Origin of the sequence: Chryseobacterium pennipullorum (genome assembly GCF_003384725.1) — a bacterium.
In the GTDB taxonomy this organism is placed as follows: domain Bacteria; phylum Bacteroidota; class Bacteroidia; order Flavobacteriales; family Weeksellaceae; genus Chryseobacterium; species Chryseobacterium pennipullorum.
Genome location: NZ_QNVV01000018.1, coordinates 86,397 through 110,486 on the forward strand (window position 1 = coordinate 86,397; position 24,090 = coordinate 110,486).

Annotated in this window: 1 protein-coding gene; it reads left to right on the forward strand. The window is 42.8% G+C overall.

Annotated features, from left to right (window positions below):
• On the forward strand, positions 1 to 24,090 hold a 24,090-nt coding region (locus DRF67_RS17190), incomplete at its 3' end, for a non-ribosomal peptide synthetase (protein WP_115929531.1).

Sequence of the window (24,090 nt, forward strand, 5' to 3'; positions counted from 1 at the left end):
ATGAAGCTAACACCCTACCAATCGACCTTTTATAATGAATGGATTTTGAATCCTTCCAGAAGTGACTATAATATTATTTTTGACCAGTCAATGTCAGGATATATAGACATTGAGAGACTGAATTCAAGCTTAGTCAGATTTGTCAACAATAACCTGCTGTTAAACAGTAATGTTGTCAGTGAGTCGGGAAATTTGTATTGGAAACATAGAGCTCTACTCGCTGAGGATGCTCAAATACTTACCTTTATTACTGAGGAGCCAGAGCCTGATGAGGTGTTAAATTTTGCTTTGCAGCCGTTTGATCTTGAAAAAGAGCAGCTGGCAAGATTTTATGCGATCAAACTGAATAATGGTGGATATCGGATTATTCATATATTCTCGCATATTCTGGTGGATGGATTAAGTGCTAACAGCATTTATGCAGAACTGAGTACGTTCTATAATGATCCCGAACACATCAACCCAATAAGCCTTACTGAGCAGAAAGAACGGTATGGAAAGCTAAGAAATCAGCTTGAAGATATATTGGACAGAGGGAAGTCTGACATGTCAGAATTCTGGAAAAACAGTTTAAAGGATGTTGAAAACATTGGGTTTAAATTTTTACAGACCCCGGAAACTCTTCATTCGGATCCCGTTCTCGCTTCAAAAAATCCTGTAAGTGAAGTCAGGTTTCATTTTTCTGAATCTGTATTTCTCAAACTAAGACAACTCACGTCCAAATACAAGCTTACACCCTATACTTACGGACAGCTGGTATTGGCCGTTTTGCTTCATAGAGTGTCAGGAATCAACAATCTGGTCATTCATTATCCTGTGGGGATTACTGAGGGACAGGATTTTATCTTTGGGGGACATATCAATACCATATTTAAAAGCTATAGACTGGATAAAGATTCTACTCTTCAAAACCTTGTAGACCAGAATCTGGAGTATACCCATCAACTTAAAAAAAGCAAGGCAAGATATCTTCCCATTGAAGATCTCATCAGCTATGCTCCTACATCCAATATACTGGAATTTGGATTTGTTCAGACCAGTCTTAAAGATGTTGTTATTCATTATGAAGGAGCCCAAAATGTGATCATTAACAGTGATCTGAATATTGACCTTGCAGGTAAATTATCATTTGAACAGGAAGTAAGAGAAGGAATGATTAATTTTAAAGTCAGGTATGCCAATCAGAAACTCGATTCCGGATTGGTTGTTCAGTTTGTGAATATGTATAAACGCCTGTTCGTTGAAATTCTGGAAGACCTTGTCAATGGAAAAGCAGATCAATGGATTAGCGGATATGAATTATTAGATGGTGATACGTACCATAAGACAGTAAACAGCTGGACTATGGCTGGACGGGATAAGGCAGATGGTACAACACTTCACACGCTGTTTGAAAAGCAGGTATTAAAAACGCCTTTAGATATTGCACTGGTCTTTGGTGATATCAGTCTTACCTATAAGGACCTTAATGAGCGTTCAAACAGATTAGCCAATTACCTGATCGAACGATATGCTCCCCAGCCGGATGATCTTATCCCCCTATGCCTGGAACGTTCAGAAAATATGCTTATTGCGGTTTTAGCAGTATTAAAAACAGGAGCAGCTTATGTGCCGATGGACCCTTCCTATCCTAAGGAAAGAATTGAACATATTCTTCAGGATACCGCAGCGAAAATAGTGCTGACTGATGATCATAATTTAGAAAAAATACAGTCCCTTTCTGTGGAGAATATTTGTCTGAATTCTTCTGACTTTCAGTTCATTCTTAAGACAATGAATACGGAGAATCCTGTTACGGAAGTACGGGCAGATCATTTGGCGTATGTGATCTATACGAGTGGGACTACAGGACTTCCAAAAGGAGTCATGATCGAGCATCAGAATGTGGTGAATATTGTCTCCGGGGTCAGAGAAGCTTATGGATTCAGTGAAGGAGAGAAAATAACGGCTTACACTTCCTATGTCTTCGATGTTTCGGTATCAGAGTTTTTCAACAGTTTACTGTATGGAAATGAACTTCATCTTTTGAATGAGGAGATTAAAAAAGATGCAGACGCTATCAGCAGCTATCTGCTTTCCCATGAGATTGCTTACGCTTATCTGCCTCCTGTAATGCTGTCTGTTCTTCCCAGGATAGACTATCCTTCCCTGAAAGGATTACTGTATGCAGGTGAACCCTGTGATTATGAAACAGGAAAATACTGGTCAGAACAAAAAGAGCTTTATAACCTCTACGGACCCACTGAAGCAACAATCTATGCTACATACAAAAAAGTAGAACACGGGGATGTTCACCTGATAGGACGTCCGGTGGAAAATAGCTCTGCTTATGTATTGGATACATCCCTTAAGTTGGTTCCGGTCGGAGCGACCGGTGAGCTTTATGTCGGTGGAGCGGGAATTGCAAGAGGCTACCTCAACAGAGCAGGCCTTACGGAAGAACGTTTTATTCCCAATCCATTCCAAACAGAAGAACAGAAGGATAAAGGAGAGAATAGCAGATTGTACAGTACAGGAGATCTTGTCCGCTGGCTGCCGAATGGAAATTTAGAATATATTGGCAGGAACGACTTCCAGGTGAAGGTGAGAGGATACAGGATCGAGCTGGGCGAGATAGAGAACCGTATTGCTCAGTATCCGGGAATAAAACAATCGGTGGTCCTTGTTAAAATAAGCAATTCGGGGATGAAATATCTTGTGGGATATTATGTCGCAGAAGAAGAATTAGAGCACGAAAAACTGGTTGAATATCTTTCAGATTCTTTACCGGAATATATGGTTCCCAGTGTTTTTGTCCACCTGACGATGTTACCATTAACCATTAATGGAAAACTGGACAGAAATCAGCTGCCGATGCCTGAATTCAATGGAGACCGGGAATATACCGCCCCAAAGAATAAGGAGCAAAAGACACTTTGTAGGATGTATGGTGATGTGCTGGGGATTGCTCCGGAGAAAGTAGGAATACATGATGACTTTTTCAGATTGGGAGGGAACAGTATCATGGCTATTAAACTCATCAGTAAAATCAAACAGGAACTGGGCATCCCGGTGAATGTCGCTATAATATTTGGGCATAAAACGGTAGCATCACTGGCTCACATCCTATACGGAGAGAATAATTTTCTGTCTGAACAGGTGGATATCAGCCCTATAGCAATATCTTCGCCCGAAGAACAGAAGTTATCCTTTTCACAGGAAAGACTCTGGTTTATAGAGAAGTATGAAGGAGGTAGCAATGCTTATAATGTTCCAATGGTTTTCAGGCTGGCGGATCATGTTCAACTGGAGCTTCTTCAAAAAGCTTTTAATCTGCTGGCCAGACGTCATGAAGTATTGCGAAGTCTCATCTGTACAACGGAGGAAGGAGAAGGATATCAGGCCGTAACCGATCATGAACTTTCCATCTATACCGGAAGCGTTGATTCCCGGGAGGAGCTTAACAAGGCCATTGATCAGGCAGCCAATAAAATTTTCAACCTGGAAGAAGAGCTCCCGATATATATCAATATTTTCCGACTCGAGAGCCATTATTATTTATCTGTTGTCATCCACCATATTGCTTTTGATGGCTGGTCTACGGGCATTTTTATAAAAGAATTATGTGATCTCTACCAGGTACTTTCTCAAGGGGGTCTGGCTCAACTGCCTGAGCTGAAGATACAATATAAAGATTATGCATTATGGCAAAGGGCTTATCTCACAGGTGAAAGGTTAAATCAACAGACCGCTTACTGGAAAAATAAGCTTGAAGGTTTCCAAACCCTGGACCTCCCTCTGGATTTCAAGCGGCCGGCGCATATTTCATATACAGGATCTACATTATATTTTGATATCCCTGTTGATCTTGTTTCCGCATTAAGAGACCTTTCGAAGGGTCTTGGAGTGAGTTTATACAGTGTGATGCTGAGTGGATATTACCTGATGCTGTCAGCGTATTCCGGTCAGGATGATGTGGTGGTGGGAAGTCCTGTGGCAAACCGCCATCATGCAGGACTTGAAAACATCATAGGATTCTTCGTCAACACATTGGCGCTGAGAGAGAAGCTGGACCCAGGACAACGGATCCGGGATTTTATACTTCAGGTAAGCCAATCCGTTACCGAAGCACAGTCCCATCAGGATATGCCATTCGAAAAGCTTGTAGAGGAACTGGGGGTAGAGCAGGACTCTGCAAGGCACCCTGTATTCCAGGTAATGTTTGGGCTTCAGAACTTCAACGACGGAGTTTCTTTTAAAAATCATAATGCGGTCCTTCAACCTTTTGATGGAGATATAGACTATCAGTCTGCAAAGTTTGATCTGACGATGATGATCGATGATCAGGGAGAGATACTGAGAGGGATATTCAATTATGCAGTCGCACTCTTTAGCAGGGATACGATCGTGCAGATGATGGATTCCTATCTGTTCTTTCTGCAGCAGATCACCAGTATAGAGCATACAGGAAACAAAAGAATTCAAGATCTGGCTCTTATAAATAATCAACATCATCAAAAAATAATCAGTGAATGGAATTCTGGTGAATCTTTTTATCCTGAAGAAAAAACAATCCATCATTTATTTGAAGAGCAGGTACGAAAAACACCAGAGCAAACGGCTTTGGTATACCAGGAGGAAAGACTTTCCTATGATGAACTGAATAGGAAGGCTAACCAGCTTGCTCATTATCTTATCGATACCTACAGTCTTCAGCCGGATGAGCTTGTTCCCCTTTGTCTGGAACGGTCAGAAGATATGTTGGTAACCATTCTTGCGGTGTTAAAGACAGGAGCGGCTTATGTTCCTATGGATCCTGCTCTTCCGGCAGACAGAATACAGCATATTCTTAAAGATACCCAAGCGAAAATAGTGTTGGTGCAGGAAAGAACCAGAGAAAAAGTACAAAACATAGAGTCCGTAACAGCAATATCTCTGGATGAAGAAGCTTTCAGGCATTCTATGGGTACCATGGAGGCTGATGATCCTGTAACAGCAGTTGAATCCGGCAATCTGGCTTATGTAATCTACACCAGTGGAACCACTGGGATGCCTAAGGGAGTGATGATAGAACACAGAAATGTGGTGAACCTGGTCACTCAGGTAAGAGATGCCTATGGCTTCAGTACCAGGGAAAAAATAACAGCGTATACATCCTATGTATTTGACGTATCTGTATCAGAGTTTTTTAATACCTTATTATTTGGAAATGAACTTCATCTGCTGGATGAAAGCACTAAAAGGGATGCAGATTCAATAAGCCTTTATCTGCTGGAACATCAGATAGCCTATGCCTATCTGCCGCCTGTGATGTTATCCGTCCTTCCACGCATATCCTATCCAGCCCTGAAAGGATTATTGTATGCCGGCGAGCCCTGTGACTACGAAACAGGAAAATACTGGTCAGAATATACAACACTTTACAATTTATACGGGCCCACTGAAGCGACCATCTATGCTGCTTACAAAAAGGTAGATCATGGAGATGTCCACCTGATCGGACGTCCTGTAGGAAATGCTTCAGCGTATGTATTGGATGCGTATCACCGACCTGTTCCGGTAGGAGTCTTAGGAGAACTTCATATCGGGGGTGACGGAATCGCCCGTGGCTATTTGAACAGACCGGAACTTACTGCTGAACGGTTTATTACAAATCCATTTCAGACGGAAATACAAAAAATAAGAGAAAAAAACAGCCGACTTTACAAGACAGGCGACCTTGTCCGCTATCTTCCCAATGGGGATCTGGAATATTTGGGCCGTAATGACTTCCAGGTAAAGATCCGTGGATATAGAATTGAGCTTGGTGAGATAGAAACCGCACTTTTGGGGTATCCGGGTATCCGCCAGGCAGTCGCCATGGTGAAAGAAAATAACGCCGGAATGAAGTATCTGTCAGGATACTATGTATCAGATTCTGTGATAGATTCTTCCAGGATTTCGGAATTTTTGACAGGGGCTTTACCTGAATATATGATTCCCGGTGCTTATGTACACCTGGAATATCTTCCACTGACGATCAACGGAAAACTGGACAGAAAGCAGCTTCCGGAACCAGAGCTCAAAGAAAGTGAAAAATATACAGCACCTGAAAATGAACTGCAGGAAAAACTTTGTCTGATCTATGCAGAAGTATTGGGGCTGAATGGCCATGCGGTAGGCATCCATGACGACTTTTTCAAGCTGGGCGGAAACAGTATCATGGCCATAAAGCTGATCAGTAAGATCAGGAATCAAATGGATTCCCCGGTACAGGTAGCCGCAGTTTTCAGTCATAAAACGGTCGCTTCCTTAGCCTCAGTTCTTGAATCTGAGTCTACTGAGACTTTACATATTGCTCCTGTAGTAGTTTCTTCACCTGAAGAGCAAAAATTATCCTTTGCGCAGGAAAGATTATGGTTTATTGAAGCGTATGAAGGGGGAAGCAATGCCTATAACATTCCAATAGCTTTCAGGCTCAAGGAGAATATCAATCTGGAGGTACTTCAAAAATCAATAGAGACCGTTATACAACGCCATGAAGTACTCCGGTCAGTCATCCGGACTACAGGAGAAGGACTGGGGTATCAGGTGATCACAGACTTTGTTCCCGAATGTAAGATCATAAAAGTAGAGACAGACGAAGAACTTGAGTCCGCTGTTAATGAGGCAGCTCATAAGATCTTCCGTTTAGAGGAAGAGCTGCCTATAGATATTCAGATATTCAGATTGAAAGAACAGAACTTCCTGTCTGTTGTTGTTCATCATATTGCTTTCGACGGATGGTCTGCAGATGTATTTTTAAAGGAAATACAAACCGTTTATGGGGCACTTGTCAACCATGACGAGCATCATTTACCGGATTTAAAAATACAATACAGAGACTTTGCGTTATGGCAGCGGAACTATCTGAAAGGAGATGTGCTGGGCAGTCAGATCGGTTACTGGAAAACTCGCCTTGAAGACTTTGAATCATTGAACCTTCCTTTGGACTTTAAGCGTCCGGCTTCTATTTCTTATGAAGGGGCTACTTTGTACTTCAACCTTTCTGCTGAGGTAGGATTGGGGCTGAGAAGGCTTTCCAAAGATTTAGGGGTAAGTCTTTACAGCGTGATGCTTGGAGGATATTATCTGATGCTTTCGGCTTATTCCGGCCAGAATGATATTGTGGTGGGAAGCCCTATTGCAAACCGTCATCATGCCGGTCTTGAAGATCTTATTGGGTTCTTTGTAAATACCCTTGCGCTAAGGGAAAATATCCAGCCTCAGCAAAAGATAAGAGATTTCATTCTACAGGTTTCAAAGTCAGTGGCAGAAGCTCAGTCTCACCAGGATCTTCCTTTTGAGAAGCTGGTGGAGGAATTGGGAGTTGAGCAGGATACCTCCAGACATCCTGTTTTTCAGGTTATGTTTGGCGTTCAGAGCTTCGGAAGAAATGATGGACTGGATGAGAGTCTGTTTATTCCTTATCGAGGTGAAATTGATTATCAGGCTGCAAAATTTGACTTAACCACAATGATTGATGATGGGGAAGAGGCCATCCGCGGTATGTTCAACTATGCCGTTTCCCTTTTCAGCAGAGATACGGTAACAGGGCTCAAAAATACTTACGCACTGCTGTTGGAACAGTTGGCTGTTATGAGCGCTGCAGAGGTTGAACACTTTACCATTAATGATCTTCAGTTTTTAGAAGAGCTTACCTACAAAAAAATAACAGCAGACTGGAACAATACTGTTTCTGAATATCCTTCCAATAAAACTGTTCATCAGTTATTTGAAGAGCAGGCCTTAAAAACGCCAGATCATACGGCACTGGTATATCAGGATATCCAGATGTCATATCGTGAACTGAATGAAAGAGCAAACCGCCTCGCGCACCATCTTATTGAAACCTACAGCCTCCGGCCTGACGATATTGTTCCCCTGTGTTTAGAACGTTCCGGGAATATGTTGATCGCGATCTTGGCCGTATTAAAATCGGGAGCGGCTTATGTTCCAATGGATCCGTCGTATCCCAAAGAGCGCATACAGCATATTGTTCAGGATACCAAGGCGAGATTGGTGATCGGGCAGAAAGTGACAAAAGATCTTTTGAATGATTTTATAATCCCGGTGATCGCTTTAGATGAGGATCATTGCCGGATTCAATCTGTGATCTCAAACTCAGATAACCCTGTTACTGAAGTAAAGCCTGAAAATCTTGCTTATGTCATCTACACCAGTGGGACGACAGGCCTTCCTAAAGGGGTAATGGTAGAGCATAAAGGAGTAGTGAATCTGATCAGCCAGTTTGCTGCTGGTCTGGATCTTATTCCTGAACGAAATGATTACAGAAATGTCCTCTGGTATGCCAACTATGTTTTTGATGCCCATGTAGCCGAACTTTATCCTGCCATTAGCTTTGGACACACCATTCACCTGCTTGATAAAGAAATACAGACCGACATAGCAGCCTTACAACAATATATAACTGACCACTGCGTCAGCATTGCCACTATACCACCGGTCCTTCTGACAAAGGAATATATTTTACCATTAGAAAAGCTTATGGTAGCAGGAGATGTGACCAATCCACAGCTGATGGCCCTTTATCAGGCTGCAGGAGTGGATATTATTAATGCATATGGCCCTACCGAAGGAACCGTTTGTGCAACCATGCACCATTATCATGAAGATGGAAATCCGCTCAATATTGGTGGCCCTATTGGAAATATGACAACATATGTCCTGGATGGATCAATGCGACCGGTTCCTGTAGGTGCTGTCGGAGAGCTTTATATTGGTGGATCGGGTATTGCCAGAGGATATCTGAACAGACCGGAACTTACCGAAGAACGCTTCATGGCGAACCCTTTCCAGACCGAATCTCAAAAAAGAAAAGACGAGAATGGACGGTTATATAAAACCGGAGATTTAGTACGTTGGCTGGCAAATGGTGAGCTGGAATACATGGGAAGAAATGACTTCCAGGTAAAGATCCGTGGCTACAGGATTGAATTGGGCGAAATAGAGAGTAAGCTTCTTCAATACCCTGGAATCCGTCAGGCTGCGGTCTTGGCTAAAGAAAATAAATCAGGATTAAAATACCTAGCCGGTTACTATGTATCCGATTTTGAAATAAATTCCAATCTGCTTTCTGAGGATCTGTCAGCAGGCTTACCGGAATATATGATACCGGGAGTTTTTGTTCATTTAACAGCATTACCTTTAACAATCAATGGTAAACTGGACAGAAAAAAGCTTCCGGAGCCTGAATTTACAGGTGGTAAAAATTATATTGCTCCCCAAACAGAGCTTCAGATAAAGCTGTGTAAGATCTACGGGGAAGTCCTGGGCCTTGGTGCTTCAGGGATCAGTATCGAAGACGACTTCTTCAGATTGGGAGGAGACAGTATCGTCAGTATTCAATTGGTAGGAAGAATCCGCCAGCAGCTTGAGGTAAGATTAAGCGTTAAAGAAATTTTTACAGCACGTACCCCAGCCGCATTATCACATCTTATTGAGGAGAAGAACCAAGGGGAAAACAATCATATCCTTTCAGAACAAGGAATTTTAAGTGGATCAGTTTCTTTACTTCCTGTTCAGGAATGGTTCTTCAGTCAGAAAGAACAGGGATATCTGGTGGATTTCAATCATTGGAACCAGGCATTTCTAATTCAGGTTCCGGAGCTGGATAAAGAATTATTAGAAGCCTCTGTAGAACGGTTGCTGGAAAAACATGATGCCTTCAGACTCCATTATCCAAAATTGGAAGGTGTTTATAATCAGGTGTATGGTAGTACGGAGAGCAGGGAAATCATCCCTTCAATCCATTACCTTGATGCCTCAGGAGCAAGTGCTCAGGAATTATCTCAGACTTTTACCGGTTGGCAATCCGGCTTTGATATTGAGAAAGGGCCTCTATATCAGATTGGTTACATCAGTGGCTACGAAGATGGCAGTGCAAGGATTTACTTTGCGCTTCACCATTTGATCATTGATGCCGTAAGCTGGAGGATCATTACTGAAGACCTTAAAAATATCTATCATTCCCTTGAAAAAGGAGAAGCAGAGACCATAACCTCCCACACCAAAGGCAGCAGCTACCGTCAGTGGGTGGAAGCTGTAAAAAGATATAATTCAGAAGATCCGGAATCCAGAGCACGCGAATTATTATATTGGAACACCGTTGCGGAAACCACTGAGCAGAATAATTCTTCATTGAACAGGCTGATAGAGGGAGAATCCTGTCACGGACATCTCACCCTCAGCAAAGAGATGACTGAGTCTTTGATCAGAAATACAAATCATGTGTACCATACCCGGATCAATGATTTGCTTTTGGCCGCTCTCTCCCTGGCTCTTTCTGAGCTTACCGGGGAGGATAGCCACTCCATAGTATTGGAAGGACACGGACGGGAGGAGGTCTTTGAAAATCTTGATATAACTGAAACCGTAGGCTGGTTCACCACAATGTATCCTGTACTGTTGAATAAAGGCAAAGATCCGGCTGATACCGTAGTTCTGACAAAAGAATCCCTGAGAAGCATTCCCAATAATGGAATTGGGTATGGAAGTCTGATCGGCTATACAGAAAGAAGCTTACCAAAGATCAGTTTCAACTACTTAGGTCAGTTGGATCAGGAAGATTGGTCGGCAGATAAGAGCTGGTTCATTATATCTGAAGACAGTGGATCAGGAGTAGGAAGCAACAACCGCGACAGCTATTTTATCAGTTTGAATGGGGCTGTTGCAGACGGGCAACTTCGTTTTGGGGTGTCCGGTTATCTTGCCGAAGAACAGATCAAAAAGCTATCCGAAGGCTTTAAAAACCACCTGGAATCTATCATCACAAGCCTTTCAGGGGTTCAAAGAGGCTATCTTACACCATCTGATATCGACCATATTGTAGAGAAAGAACAGCTTGAGATCATCCAGGAAACGAGAGAAACAGAAGGCATATATCTTGCCAACAGCTTACAAGAGGGTTTTGTATATCATGCTTTGAATCAGGGAGATAAAGACGATGCATACAGGGTACAGCTGATCTGGGATTATCATTCCGGAATGGATATAGATCAACTTAAAGAATCATGGACACTTACCCAAAAAGCTTACCCTTCCTTAAGGCTAAGGTTTGACTGGAATGGGGAGATTGTTCAGGTAATTGATAAAGAAGGAGAGCTGGACTGGCGCTATCAGGACATCAGCGATATCGACAGAGATGCCCAGGAAAGCCTTATCAGAGAACTTACCCAAAAAGACCGCTTTGAGGAGTATGACCTCTCAAAAGGAAGCCTGTTCCGGGTATACCTGTTCAGGAGAGCAGACAAACATTACAGCTGCTTATTCAGTAACCACCACGCTATTTTGGACGGATGGAGTATGCCTGTTGTTTTGAACAGTGTGCATGCCGCTTATCTTCAAAAGCTAAAAGGCGAGGCGCCGGTGCTGGCAACTGACCGTGCCTATGCCTTAACACAGCAGTATCTTCAATCCCATAAAGAGGGAAGTACAGCATTTTGGAATGGCTATATGAGCCTGCTGGAAGATCAGGAAGACCTGAGCAGTCTGGTTAGGGAAGACCGAAAGCATATAGATATGGGAACGTACCGTCAAATTCTTGATCATCAGCAAATTTCCTTACAGATAGAGGGGGAAAGGTATGATCATTTGAAGGAGTTTACTAAGGAACAAGGATTTACAGTCAATGCGGTGTTGCAATATTTATGGCACAAGCAGCTGAGTGTATACAGTGGATTGGCAACCAGTATAGTGGGCACCACAGTCTCAGGAAGAAGCTTACCGATAGATGGTATTGAGACCTCTGCAGGTCTTTACATCAATACCCTGCCATTGATCGTGACCCATGGAGAAGGGAAGGTCGCGGACCAGATTGTGGAGATTCAGAACAGGATCAGTGACCTGAATACACATAGTGATATCAATCTGGCTGAGCTTCACCATGACGGGCGCAGGATCTTCAGCAGTTTATTTGTGTATGAGAACTATCCTGTTCCCAAAGGGGGTGATGATAGCAAGCTGGGCTTTGAATTCAGGGATTCCGTAGAAAAACTGGATTACCCGTTGGGCGTTGTGGCTTATGAGCGCGAAGATAAGGTATCGTTACTACTCAATTATGATGGCTATCTATTTGAAGAAAAAATGATGGCCCAGCTGATCCGGGGGATGGAAACCATCCTTGCTCAGCTTCTAACAGATCCCGGAATTGTTTCCGAAGACCTGTCTTATCTTACAGCAGATGAGTTAAAAAAAATAACAGAAGACTGGAATGATACCTGGTATGACTTCCCTTCTGATAAAACGATCCATGAGCTGTTTGAAAAGCAGGTGTCAAAAACGCCTGATCATCCGGCCTTGATCTATCAGCATATACAATTGTCATATCGTGAACTCAACGAACGCTCAAACCAGTTGGCCCATTATCTCATCAGCTCTTATGATCTTCAGCCTGACGAGTTGGTCCCATTATGCCTGGAGCGTTCTGAAAATATGATCATCGCTATTCTGGCGGTATGGAAAGCAGGAGCAGCTTATGTTCCTATGGATCCTTCGTACCCTGAAGATAGAATAAAACATATTTTGAACGATACAAAGGCAAGGATAGTGCTGGCTCAGGAAAGTACGCAAGAACAGGTGCAAATAACAGAAAACGTACATGTTGTATCTCTGGATAATACGATCTTTCAGGGTGCTGTAGAAGCAATGGAGACGTCAAATCCAACCGTCCCGCTATGTTCTGAAAACCTTGCTTATGTGATTTATACCAGTGGAACCACAGGGCTTCCTAAGGGAGTAATGGTAGAACATAAAAATGTAGTGAACCTTGTTTCTGATCTGTATTCACGTTATGGTCTGGATGATCAGGATGTGATCCTGCAATTTGCCAATTATGTATTTGACCCTTCTGTAGAGCAAATGCTGTTGGCTCTTTTACATGGAAATCACCTGCTTCTCACGGAAGATAAGAGTTACCTAAACGAAGAAACATTCCTAAAAAATCTTAACGATCACGGAGTTTCCTACATAAACCTTACACCTTCCGTACTGCAGAATATAGACATTACACAGGTAAAAAGTATGCGTAAGCTGGCTTCAGGAGGTGAGACCCTTACCATAGATCTGTATAATAAACTCAAAGAAGGACATTTTAATTTTCTTAACTGCTATGGTCCTACTGAAGTGACTGTTACTTCCATTGTCAATAATAATGGAAGGGCAAACAGTATAGGACGTCCCATAGGGAATACAAGCGTCTACATCGTAGATGATCAGCTCCGTCCGGTACCTGTAGGGGCTGTAGGAGAACTCTATATCGGCGGATCAGGAGTTTCCCGGGGTTATTTGAACAGGCCGGACCTTACCAGAGAGCGTTTCATTCCTAATCCTTTTCAGACTGAAAATGATAAAAACACAAGATTATATAAAACGGGAGACCTTGTGCGCTGGCTTCCGGACGGGAATATTGAATATATAGGCAGAAATGACTTCCAGGTAAAAATCCGTGGATACCGTATCGAGCTGGAAGAAATTGAAAACAGATTGCTTCAGCATCAGGAAATCCATCAGGTAGCAGTTCTGGCCAAAGAAAATAAGGCAGGGATGAAATATCTGGCAGCGTATTATGTATCAGATTCAGCCATGGATTCGCATATCCTTTCAGAGTTTCTGTCACAAACTTTACCCGAGTATATGGTCCCTGCAGCCTTTGTACACCTTACCGAACTGCCTGTTTCGATCAATGGTAAGCTGGACAGAAAACAACTTCCCGAGCCTGGATTTACAGGTGGAAATGCATATACTGCACCGGAGAACGAACTTCAGCAGAAACTTGCAAATGTCTATGCCGGAGTATTGGGACTGGATCGTAATAAGATCAGTATTCATGACGACTTCTTCAGGTTAGGAGGAAATAGTATTATGGCCATCAAGCTGATCAGTAAAATTAAGCAGAACCTTGCGTTGCAGGTAGATGTCGCTATGGTATTCGGCCATAAGACGATTGCAGCGCTGGAAAAGGTTTTGAGAGGAAGTACAGCTCATGAGCATGTTGTTATAACACCTGCAAAAATAAACTCTCCCGAAGAACAAAGGTTGTCATTTGCTCAGGAGAGGTTATGGTTTATAGAAACATATGAAGGTGGAAGCAGCGCATATAATATTCCGATGACGGCAATTCTGGATGAAAAAACGGATATCTCAACCCTGTGCAAAGCGATTGAAGCGGTAATCAGTCGTCATCAAATACTTCGTTCAGTCATTCATACTACGGATGAAGGAGTAGGATATCAGATTGTAACTGATCTGATTCCGGAATTTAAAATAAAAGAAGTAAAAACAAAAGAAGAGCTCAATGCTTGCATTAACAGATATGCCAATAAAGTTTTCCTTCTGGATACCGAAATTCCGGTGGAGATCAATATTCTCAGATTAGAAAAAGAAAGCTATCTGTCTGTTGTGATCCATCACATTGCGTTCGATGGATGGTCTACGGATATATTTCTTAGGGAGATACAAACAATGTACACTGCTCTTCTTAATAACAACTTTGATTCTACGCTTCCGGAATTACCGTTTCAGTATAAGGATTTTGCCCTATGGCAGCGTAGCTATCTTACAGGAAGCCGACTGGATCAGCAGATTAGCTATTGGAAAAACAAACTTGATGATTTTCAGAACCTGGATTTACCGGCAGATTTCAGCAGACCTTCTCAAATTTCTTACAAAGGGGAGAACCTTTATTTCAGTCTGAATGCACAACAAAGCAAAAAACTGAGAGATCTTTCAAAAGATCTGGGAGTAAGTCTGAACAGTGTCATGCTTGCAGGTTATTATTTAATGCTTTCGGCTTATTCCGGTCAGGATGATATTGTCGTGGGAAGCCCGATTGCCAACCGTCATCATGCAGGACTTGAAGATATCATTGGTTTCTTTGTCAATACCCTCGCCCTAAGAGAAAAAATTAATATAGAACAGACGCTTAGGGATTTCATTCTTCAGGTATCAACATCTGTTTCAGAAGCTCAGTCTCATCAGGATCTTCCATTTGAGAAGCTCGTAGAAGAGCTGCGTATAGAACAGGATACCTCCAGACATCCTGTTTTCCAGGTCATGTTTGGCCTTCAAAGTTTTGGCGGTAATAGGGTTTCTGAAGGTAGTGGAGAGACTCTGCTTCATCCTTTTGATGATGAAGTTGATTATCAGGTTGCGAAATTTGATCTGACGACCATGATCGACGATGGAAAAGAAAATATCCATGGCATGTTCAATTATGCTAAAGCCATTTTCTCAAAAGAAACGGTTCAGAATATGATCCGTACGTACGCGTTTTTATTAGATCAAATCGCGGACACTGATAGGGAAAAAGAAATTAAGCTTGCTGAATTACAATATATTCCTGATGAAGACGCTAAAAAAATAGAAGAATGGAATGCTACCCGTAAAGAATTTCCTTCTGGAATGACGGTGCATGGCCTTTTTGAAAATCAGGTGGAAAAAACTCCGGATCGAACGGCGCTCGTGTATGATGAGGTAAGACTTTCCTACAGAGCATTAAATGAGAAAGCCAATCGTCTGGCCCATCATCTTATCAAATTCTATGCGCTTCAGCCTGATGATATTGTGCCTTTGTGCCTGGACCGTTCCGAAAATATGCTTATTGCGATCCTGGCAGTCATGAAAACAGGTGCGGCATATGTACCAATGGATCCTTCATATCCCGCAGACAGAATAAAACATATCCTCAAGGACACCCATGCTAAAATTGCTCTTGTAGAAGAATCTTCTGCTGAAAAGTCAGACGCTTTTGAAAATACAGATCTGATTGTTCTGGATACTATTGATTTTAAAGTACAGCTTGAATTAGAAGAATCTAAAAATCCTGTTACTCAAGTACATTCCGGGAACCTTGCCTATGTGATCTACACCAGTGGAACAACAGGGTTGCCAAAAGGAGTAATGATCGAACATTCAGGAGTGATAAACCTCATAGAATCAATGATAAAGGCTCACCGACTTGAAGAATATCAGGAAGTGGGATGTTATTCGAATTACGTTTTTGATGCCTTTGTGTATGAAGCGTTCCCGGCACTATGTAACGGGAATACCTTATGGCTTTACAATAATGACTTAAGAACCTCAGTAAACAGACTCAATGAGTATATCAGAGAAAACAATATAGAAGTATCATTCATTCCTCCGGTACTACTGAGAGATCTGATAGACCATGGAACAAGTTTGAAATTGATTTTTGCCGGCGGAGAAAGTTTCCCTGCTCTGGATAAAAATACAGATGATATCATCCTGGTCAATGAGTATGGGCCAACTGAAGGAACGGTCTGTGTTACCTTACACGATTATAAAGAAGATTATAATCCTTTGAATATAGGAGCACCTATTGCCAATACTACCGCATTTGTCCTGGACAGCCAGCTGCGCCCGGTTCCATTAGGAGCGGCAGGAGAGCTGTATATAGGAGGAGCAGGAATTGCCAGAGGATACCTGAACCAACCTGAACTGACGGCAGAACGGTTTATTTCAAATCCATTTCAGACTCCTGAACAGAAGAGCAGAGCCGAAAATGACCGTTTGTACAAAACGGGTGACCTCGTTCGCTGGCTGCCTGGTGGTGAATTAGAGTATAGAGGTAGAAATGACTTTCAGGTGAAGATCAGAGGACACAGGATTGAGTTGGGGGAAATTGAAAATACCTTGCTTCATTATCCTGGAATCCGCCAAGCTGCAGTTCTGGCCAAAGCAAATAAAACAGGATCAAAATATCTTGCAGGATACTATGTCTCTGATACAGAGATTGATTCTGATCTCCTTATAGATCATCTTTCCGATACGCTTCCGGATTATATGATCCCTAATGCTTTTGTACATTTGGAAGCTTTACCGCTCACGATCAATGGAAAATTAGATCGGAAACAGCTGCCTGAGCCGGTATTTACGGAAAGTAAAAATTACGTTGCTCCTGAAAATGAGCTGCAGAGTAGATTATGCCATATTTATGGTGAGGTATTAGGATTGGATGCAGAAAATATCAGTATACATGATGATTTCTTCAGATTGGGAGGAAACAGTATTATGGCCATCAAACTGATCAGTAAGATCCGGCAGATGCTGGATATAAGAGTAGAAGTTGCTGCCATCTTCAGCCATAAAACAATTGCTTCCCTTTCCCATATTTTGTCAGATGAAAACACTATGGGAGATCAGATTGTTATCGCTCCTGTAGAAGTAAGTGCTCCTGAAGAGCAAAGATTGTCTTTTGCCCAGGAAAGACTATGGTTTATAGAAAATTATGAGGGAGGAAGCAGTGCCTATAATGTGCCGATGATCTTCCGTCTGGATGAGAAAACGGATATTACATCACTGTGCAATGCTTTAGATGCAATTATAATGCGTCATGAAGTGCTTCGTTCTGTGATCCGTACCACCGATGATGGATTAGGGTGGCAAGAGGTTGTCAATGACATTCCTGCCATACATCAGCAGGAGGTAAAGACCATGGCTGAGCTTGAAGAAAAAGTGAGCAGCGTAGCCAATAAGATTTTCCGTCTGGAAGAGGAATTGCCGGCAGATATTAACATCTTCAAACTAGAAGAAACATATTATCTATCCGTTGTCATCCATCATATTGCTTTTGACGGGTGGTCTACTGATGTTTTCTTAAAAGAGCTCACCAGTATTTACAATGCCATCAGAGAAGGAAGGACGCACGGACTTCCTTCATTAAAGATCCAATACAAAGACTTTGCATTATGGCAGCGTAATTACCTTACAGGAGAACGTCTTGATCAGCAAATAAGCTATTGGAAAAATAAATTGAACGGATTCCAGAATCTTGATTTGCCATCAGACTTTAAAAGGCCTTCACAGATTTCTTATGAAGGAGAGAATCTTTACTTCAGTCTGAACAGTGATCAGACACGAAGATTGAAGAATCTTTCCAAAGATCTGGGAGTAAGTTTATACAGCATAGTACTGGGAGGATATTACCTTACACTTTCCGCCTACTCCGGGCAGGATGATATCATCGTGGGAAGCCCGATTGCCAACCGTCACCATCCGGGACTTGAGGATATGATCGGATTCTTTGTCAATACCCTTGCCTTAAGGGAAAATATTGATCCGTCCCAAAGGGTAAAAGACTTTATTTTACAGATTGCTCAATCGGTGACGGAAGCCCAGTCTCATCAGGACCTTCCGTTTGAAAGACTGGTAGAAGAGCTGGGAGTGGAAAAAGATGCTTCCCGCCATCCGGTTTTCCAGGTGATGTTTGGGCTTCAGAGTTTTGGAGATGAGGTTTCTCCTTCTGAAAATGAAATGATCCTTCATCCTTTCAATGGAAATATAGACTACCAGGTCGCTAAATTTGATCTTACCACGATGATCAATGATATCGGAGAGACGCTTCAGGGAATGTTCAACTATGCTAAAGCGGTATATTCAAAAGGAACCGTTAAAAATATGATGGACTCCTATCTGTTCATGCTTGATCAGATAGCAGGAATTGATCTGCAGAAAGACCTTACATTAGCTGAATTAACCCTTGTTCCTCAGGAGCAGGAGCAGCAGCTGTCTAGGTTGTGGTCAAGTGAGGAGAACTACTCTGGTGCTCATACAATTCAGGAGCTGTTTGAGATCCAGGTTGAGAAGACCCCTGATCACATTGCCATAGTGCATCAGGATATAAGGCTGACCTACCGCGAGCTTAATGAGCGGTCCAACCGTCTGGCACACTACCTTTTGGAAACCTGTGACCTTCAGCCTGATGATTTGGTTCCTTTGTGTCTTGACCGCTCCGAAGAGATGCTGATCGCTATTCTGGGTGTTTTAAAAGCAGGGGGAGCTTACGTTCCGATGGATCCATCCTATCCTGTAGAAAGGATCCGCCACATTCTTGAAGATACCGGAGCAAAAACCGTACTGGCCCATGCCGGTGCAAAAGCCTCCGTTCAGGAAGTGTGCAGCGGTATTTCGGCTTCTGTTTTGGTTCTGAATGATGCTTCTTTCGAGACAACATTGACCAACTACAGCAGCTCCAATCCTGTAACCCAGGCAAATCCTGATCATCTGGCTTATGTGATCTACACCAGCGGAACCACCGGAATGCCAAAAGGGGTTATGCAGACCCATAGAAATGTAGCCCGCCTCTTTAGTGCAACCGATCACTGGTATCAATTTAATGACCGGGATGTGTGGAGCTTATTCCACTCGTACGTCTTTGACTTTAGTGTATGGGAGATCTGGGGAGCATTGCTGTATGGCGGAAAACTATTGGTACCCTCTTCAGAACAAACCAAAGACACGAATCTATTCTTTAGCTTATGCTTACAGGAAGGCCTTACAGTGCTCAACCAGACCCCAACGGCATTCTATCAGTTTATCGATACCGCGCTTGAGCGGACAGAAGATCTGGGGAGCCTTCGTTATGTGATATTTGGAGGCGAAGCTTTAAATCTGGCCTCTTTAAAACCATGGTATGAGCGTTACCGCTCATCACCAACGCTGATTAATATGTATGGAATTACCGAAACAACGGTCCATGTAACCTATAAAAAGCTGAGTGTAGAAGACCTTGACAAAGTATCTTTGATTGGGGAGAATATCCCGGATCAGGGGATGTATATTCTGGACAAATATCTGAGAGCCGTTCCTGTCGGCGCTGTTGGCGAATTATATGTAGGCGGAGCAGGAATCGCAAGAGGCTACCTCAACCGTGCCGAACTGACCGCAGAACGTTTCATCGCAAATCCATTCCAGACAGATGAGGAGAAGGGAGAAGGGAAGAATGGGATTTTGTATAAAACAGGCGATCTTGTACGTTGTCTTTCCGATGGCGAACTGGAATACATTGGCAGGAATGACTTCCAGGTGAAGATCCGTGGCTATAGGATAGAGCTGGGCGAGATTGAAAACCGGCTTCAGGAATACCCTGAAGTAAGGCAATCGGTTGTCCTTGCCAAAGAAAACAAGGCCGGGATGAACTACCTTGTAGGCTATTATGTCTCGGATACTTCTATAGAAGCAGGAATGCTTACATCCTTCCTGTCAGAAGTATTACCGGAATATATGGTTCCGGCAGTATTTGTTCATCTGACCTCTCTGCCCTTAACCATCAATGGGAAGTTAGACCGCCGGGGCTTACCTGAGCCTGAATTTACAGGAAGCAGAGATTATACAGCACCAGAGAATGAGCTTCAGGAAAGACTGTGTCAGATCTACGGTGAAGTCCTTGGATTGGATGCCTCAACAATAGGAATCCATGATGACTTTTTCAGATTAGGAGGCGACAGTATTATCAGTATTCAGCTGGTAAGCAGAATACGGCAAAGACTGGATATACGGCTTAGTGTTAAAGATGTTTTTGCTTCAAAATCAGTAATGAAGATTTCTGAGCTCATCGATATCAGGGAAAAAGAAGAGCAGACCCAGATTCTGACAGAACAGGGACTGTTAACAGGAGGATTATCTTTTCTGCCTATTCAGGAATGGTTCTTTGATCTGGCAGAACAAGGGTTTGTGGGGGATCTTAACCATTGGAATCAGTCCTTCCTGATCAAGGTGCCTCAGTTGGATACGGAACTGTTGGAACAGAGTATCAAGCTTCTTATTGAGAGACATGATGCATTCAGAATATATTATCCGAAAGAAAACGGAATATATACCCAACAGTATGGAATAGAAACCGTTCCGTGGATTCATTATTTAGATATCTCCAAAGTTACACATAACAGTCTTCCTGAAATATTGACGGACTGGCAGGCGGAGTTCAACATAGAGAAGGGGCCGCTATTCCAGATAGGATATATTAAAGGGTATGAAGACGGAAGCGCAAGAGTTTTCTTTGCCCTTCATCACCTGATCATTGATGCCGTAAGCTGGAGAATTATTACTGAAGATCTGAAGAATATTTATCAGACGCTTGAAAATGGAAATACAGTCGCCCCTCATTTAAAAGGAAGCAGTTACCGTCAATGGATTGAAGCCATTAAAACCTACAAAACTGATGATCCTGAATCCAGAGAAAAAGAACTTTCCTATTGGAAGAATAAGGCAGTAACTGTAGAACAGAGTAATGATGCCCTCAACGCATTATCCGGCTCAGAGTATCATTTTGCCAACCTTATGCTGGATCATGGCTATACGGAAAAGCTCATCAGGGAAGTCCATCATGTATACCATACCCAGATCAATGATTTGCTGTTATCAGCATTGGCTTCTGCATTGTCAGATCTTACCGGGGAAACTCAGCATGCTGTTCTTCTTGAAGGGCACGGCCGTGAAGATGTATTTAATAAGCTGGATATTACAGAAACTGTAGGTTGGTTTACCTCCATGTACCCGTTATTACTGGAAACAGGGAATGATGTAAAGGATACTGTGATTCTCACCAAAGAATCCCTGAGAAGTATTTCCAATAATGGAATTGGGTATGGAAGCCTTGTAGGCTATACAAAGCAGGCGCTTCCGAAAATCAGTTTCAACTATTTGGGGCAGCTTGACCAGGAGGAAAGTACTGGCGAAAAGAGTTGGTACATTTCGGGAGAAAATAGTGGAAATTCCATGGGAAGCAAGAACAGGGATAGCTACGTGATCAGTATCAATGGGGCGATAGCAGATGGTGTGCTTCGTTTTGGAATCTCAGGATATCTTTCGCAAAACCAGATCGATCTTCTTACAGAAAGATTTAAAGAATATATAAAACAGACTGTAGATCAGCTTACAGCAGAAGACAGAAGCTGGCTCACCCCATCAGATACGGGAAATATCATCGGAAAAGAGCAGCTGATCCAAATTCAGGAGTCAGGAGCTGTGGAAGGAGTATATCTTGCCAACAGTCTTCAGGAAGGATTTGTGTACCATGCCTTAAACCAGGGAGATAAAGATGATGCTTACCGGGTACAGTTGGCATGGGATTATGGAGCTGAAATAGATCTGAATAAGCTTAAAGAAGCATGGCTCTATACTCAGGAACAGCTTCCTACCCTAAGATTAAGGTTCGACTGGAGCGGGGAAATCGTTCAGATCATCGACAGAAAAGGTAAGCTTGACTGGCGGTATCATGATATCAGTGAAATGAATGAAGAAGATCAGGACAACCTGATCAGAGAGATGACCCAAAAAGACCGTTTTGAAGTATATGATCTGTCTGAAGGAAGTCTCTTCAGGGTTTATCTGTTCAAGCGTTCAGAAAGACATTACAGCTGCCTTTTCAGCAATCACCACGCCATTCTGGACGGGTGGAGTATGCCTGTATTCCTTACCCTGATTCACGAGGCTTATCTTAAGCTGATTAAAGGGCAGGAGCTTATACCGGCTCCGGACAAAGCATATGCAGAAGCTCAGAAATACCTTCAGGAAAATAAAGACAGCAACCGTAGTTTTTGGAAAAACTATATGGGACTTCTGGAAGACCGCGAAGACCTGGGAAGTCTGATCAAAGAATCGCAAAGGCAGATTGACCTTCCGGAATATAAACAAATAGCAGATCATCGCTCGGTAAAAATGTCGATAACGGGTGAGCAATACCACAAGCTTAAGAAGTTTACCTCCGGAAACGGATTTACAGTAAATGCAGTCCTTCAGTATTTATGGCATAAGCAGCTGGCAGTCTACAGCGGAGGATCTACAACAGTAGTCGGAACTACCGTATCAGGACGAAGTTTGCCGGTAGACGAAATAGAATCTTCCGTAGGACTTTATATCAATACTTTACCTCTTATTGTAAACCATACAGAAGGAAAAGTAACAGATATTATATCAGAAATTCAGCACAGAATCAGTGAGCTGAATACCCATAGCAGTGTAAACCTGGCCAGCCTCCAGCATGATGGGCGCCGGAGTTTCAGCAGCTTATTCGTCTATGAAAATTATCCTGCACCAAAAGGAGGAGAAGACAATGAGCTGTCATTTATCTTCAAAGGGTCGGTAGAACGTCTCGACTATCCATTGGGAATCGTGGCCTACGAAACCGGTGAAGAAGTAAGCTTAAATATCAGCTATGAAGGATTCCTGTTTGATGAAAAAATGATCCGTCAATTGATCGCAGGAATGAATACGGTTTTAGAGCAGATTCTTGAAAAGTCCGAAATTACATCTGATCAATTGTCGTATCTGACCAAAGAACAGAAGCAGCAGCTATCTAGGTTATGGTCAAGTGAGGAGAACTACTCTGGTGCTCATACAATTCAGGAGCTGTTTGAGATCCAGGTTGAGAAGACCCCTGATCACATTGCCATAGTGCATCAGGATATAAGGCTGACCTACCACGAGCTTAATGAGCGGTCCAACCGTCTGGCACACTACCTTTTGGAAACCTGTGACCTTCAGCCTGATGATTTGGTTCCTTTGTGCCTTGACCGCTCTGAAGAGATGCTGATCGCTATTCTGGGTGTTTTAAAAGCAGGAGGAGCTTACGTTCCGATGGATCCATCCTATCCTGTAGAAAGGATCCGCCACATTCTTGAAGATACCGGAGCAAAAACCGTACTGGCCCATGCCGGTGCAAAAGCCTCCGTTCAGGAAGTGTGCAGCGGTATTTCGGCTTCTGTTTTGGTTCTGAATGATGCTTCTTTCGAGACAACATTGACCAACTACAGCAGCTCCAATCCTGTAACCCAGGCAAATCCTGATCATCTGGCTTATGTGATCTACACCAGCGGAACCACCGGAATGCCAAAAGGGGTTATGCAGACCCATAGAAATGTAGCCCGCCTCTTTAGTGCAACCGATCACTGGTATCAATTTAATGACCGGGATGTGTGGAGCTTATTCCACTCGTACGTCTTTGACTTTAGTGTATGGGAGATCTGGGGAGCATTGCTTTATGGCGGAAAACTATTGGTACCCTCTTCAGAACAAGCCAAAGACACGAATCTATTCTTTAGCTTATGCTTACACGAAGGCCTTACAGTGCTCAACCAGACCCCAACAGCATTCTATCAGTTTATCGATACCGCGCTTGAGCGGACAGAAGATCTGGGGAGCCTCCGTTATGTGATATTTGGAGGCGAAGCTTTAAATCTGGCCTCTTTAAAACCATGGTATGAGCGTTACCGCTCATCACCAACGCTGATTAATATGTATGGAATTACCGAAACAACGGTCCATGTAACCTATAAA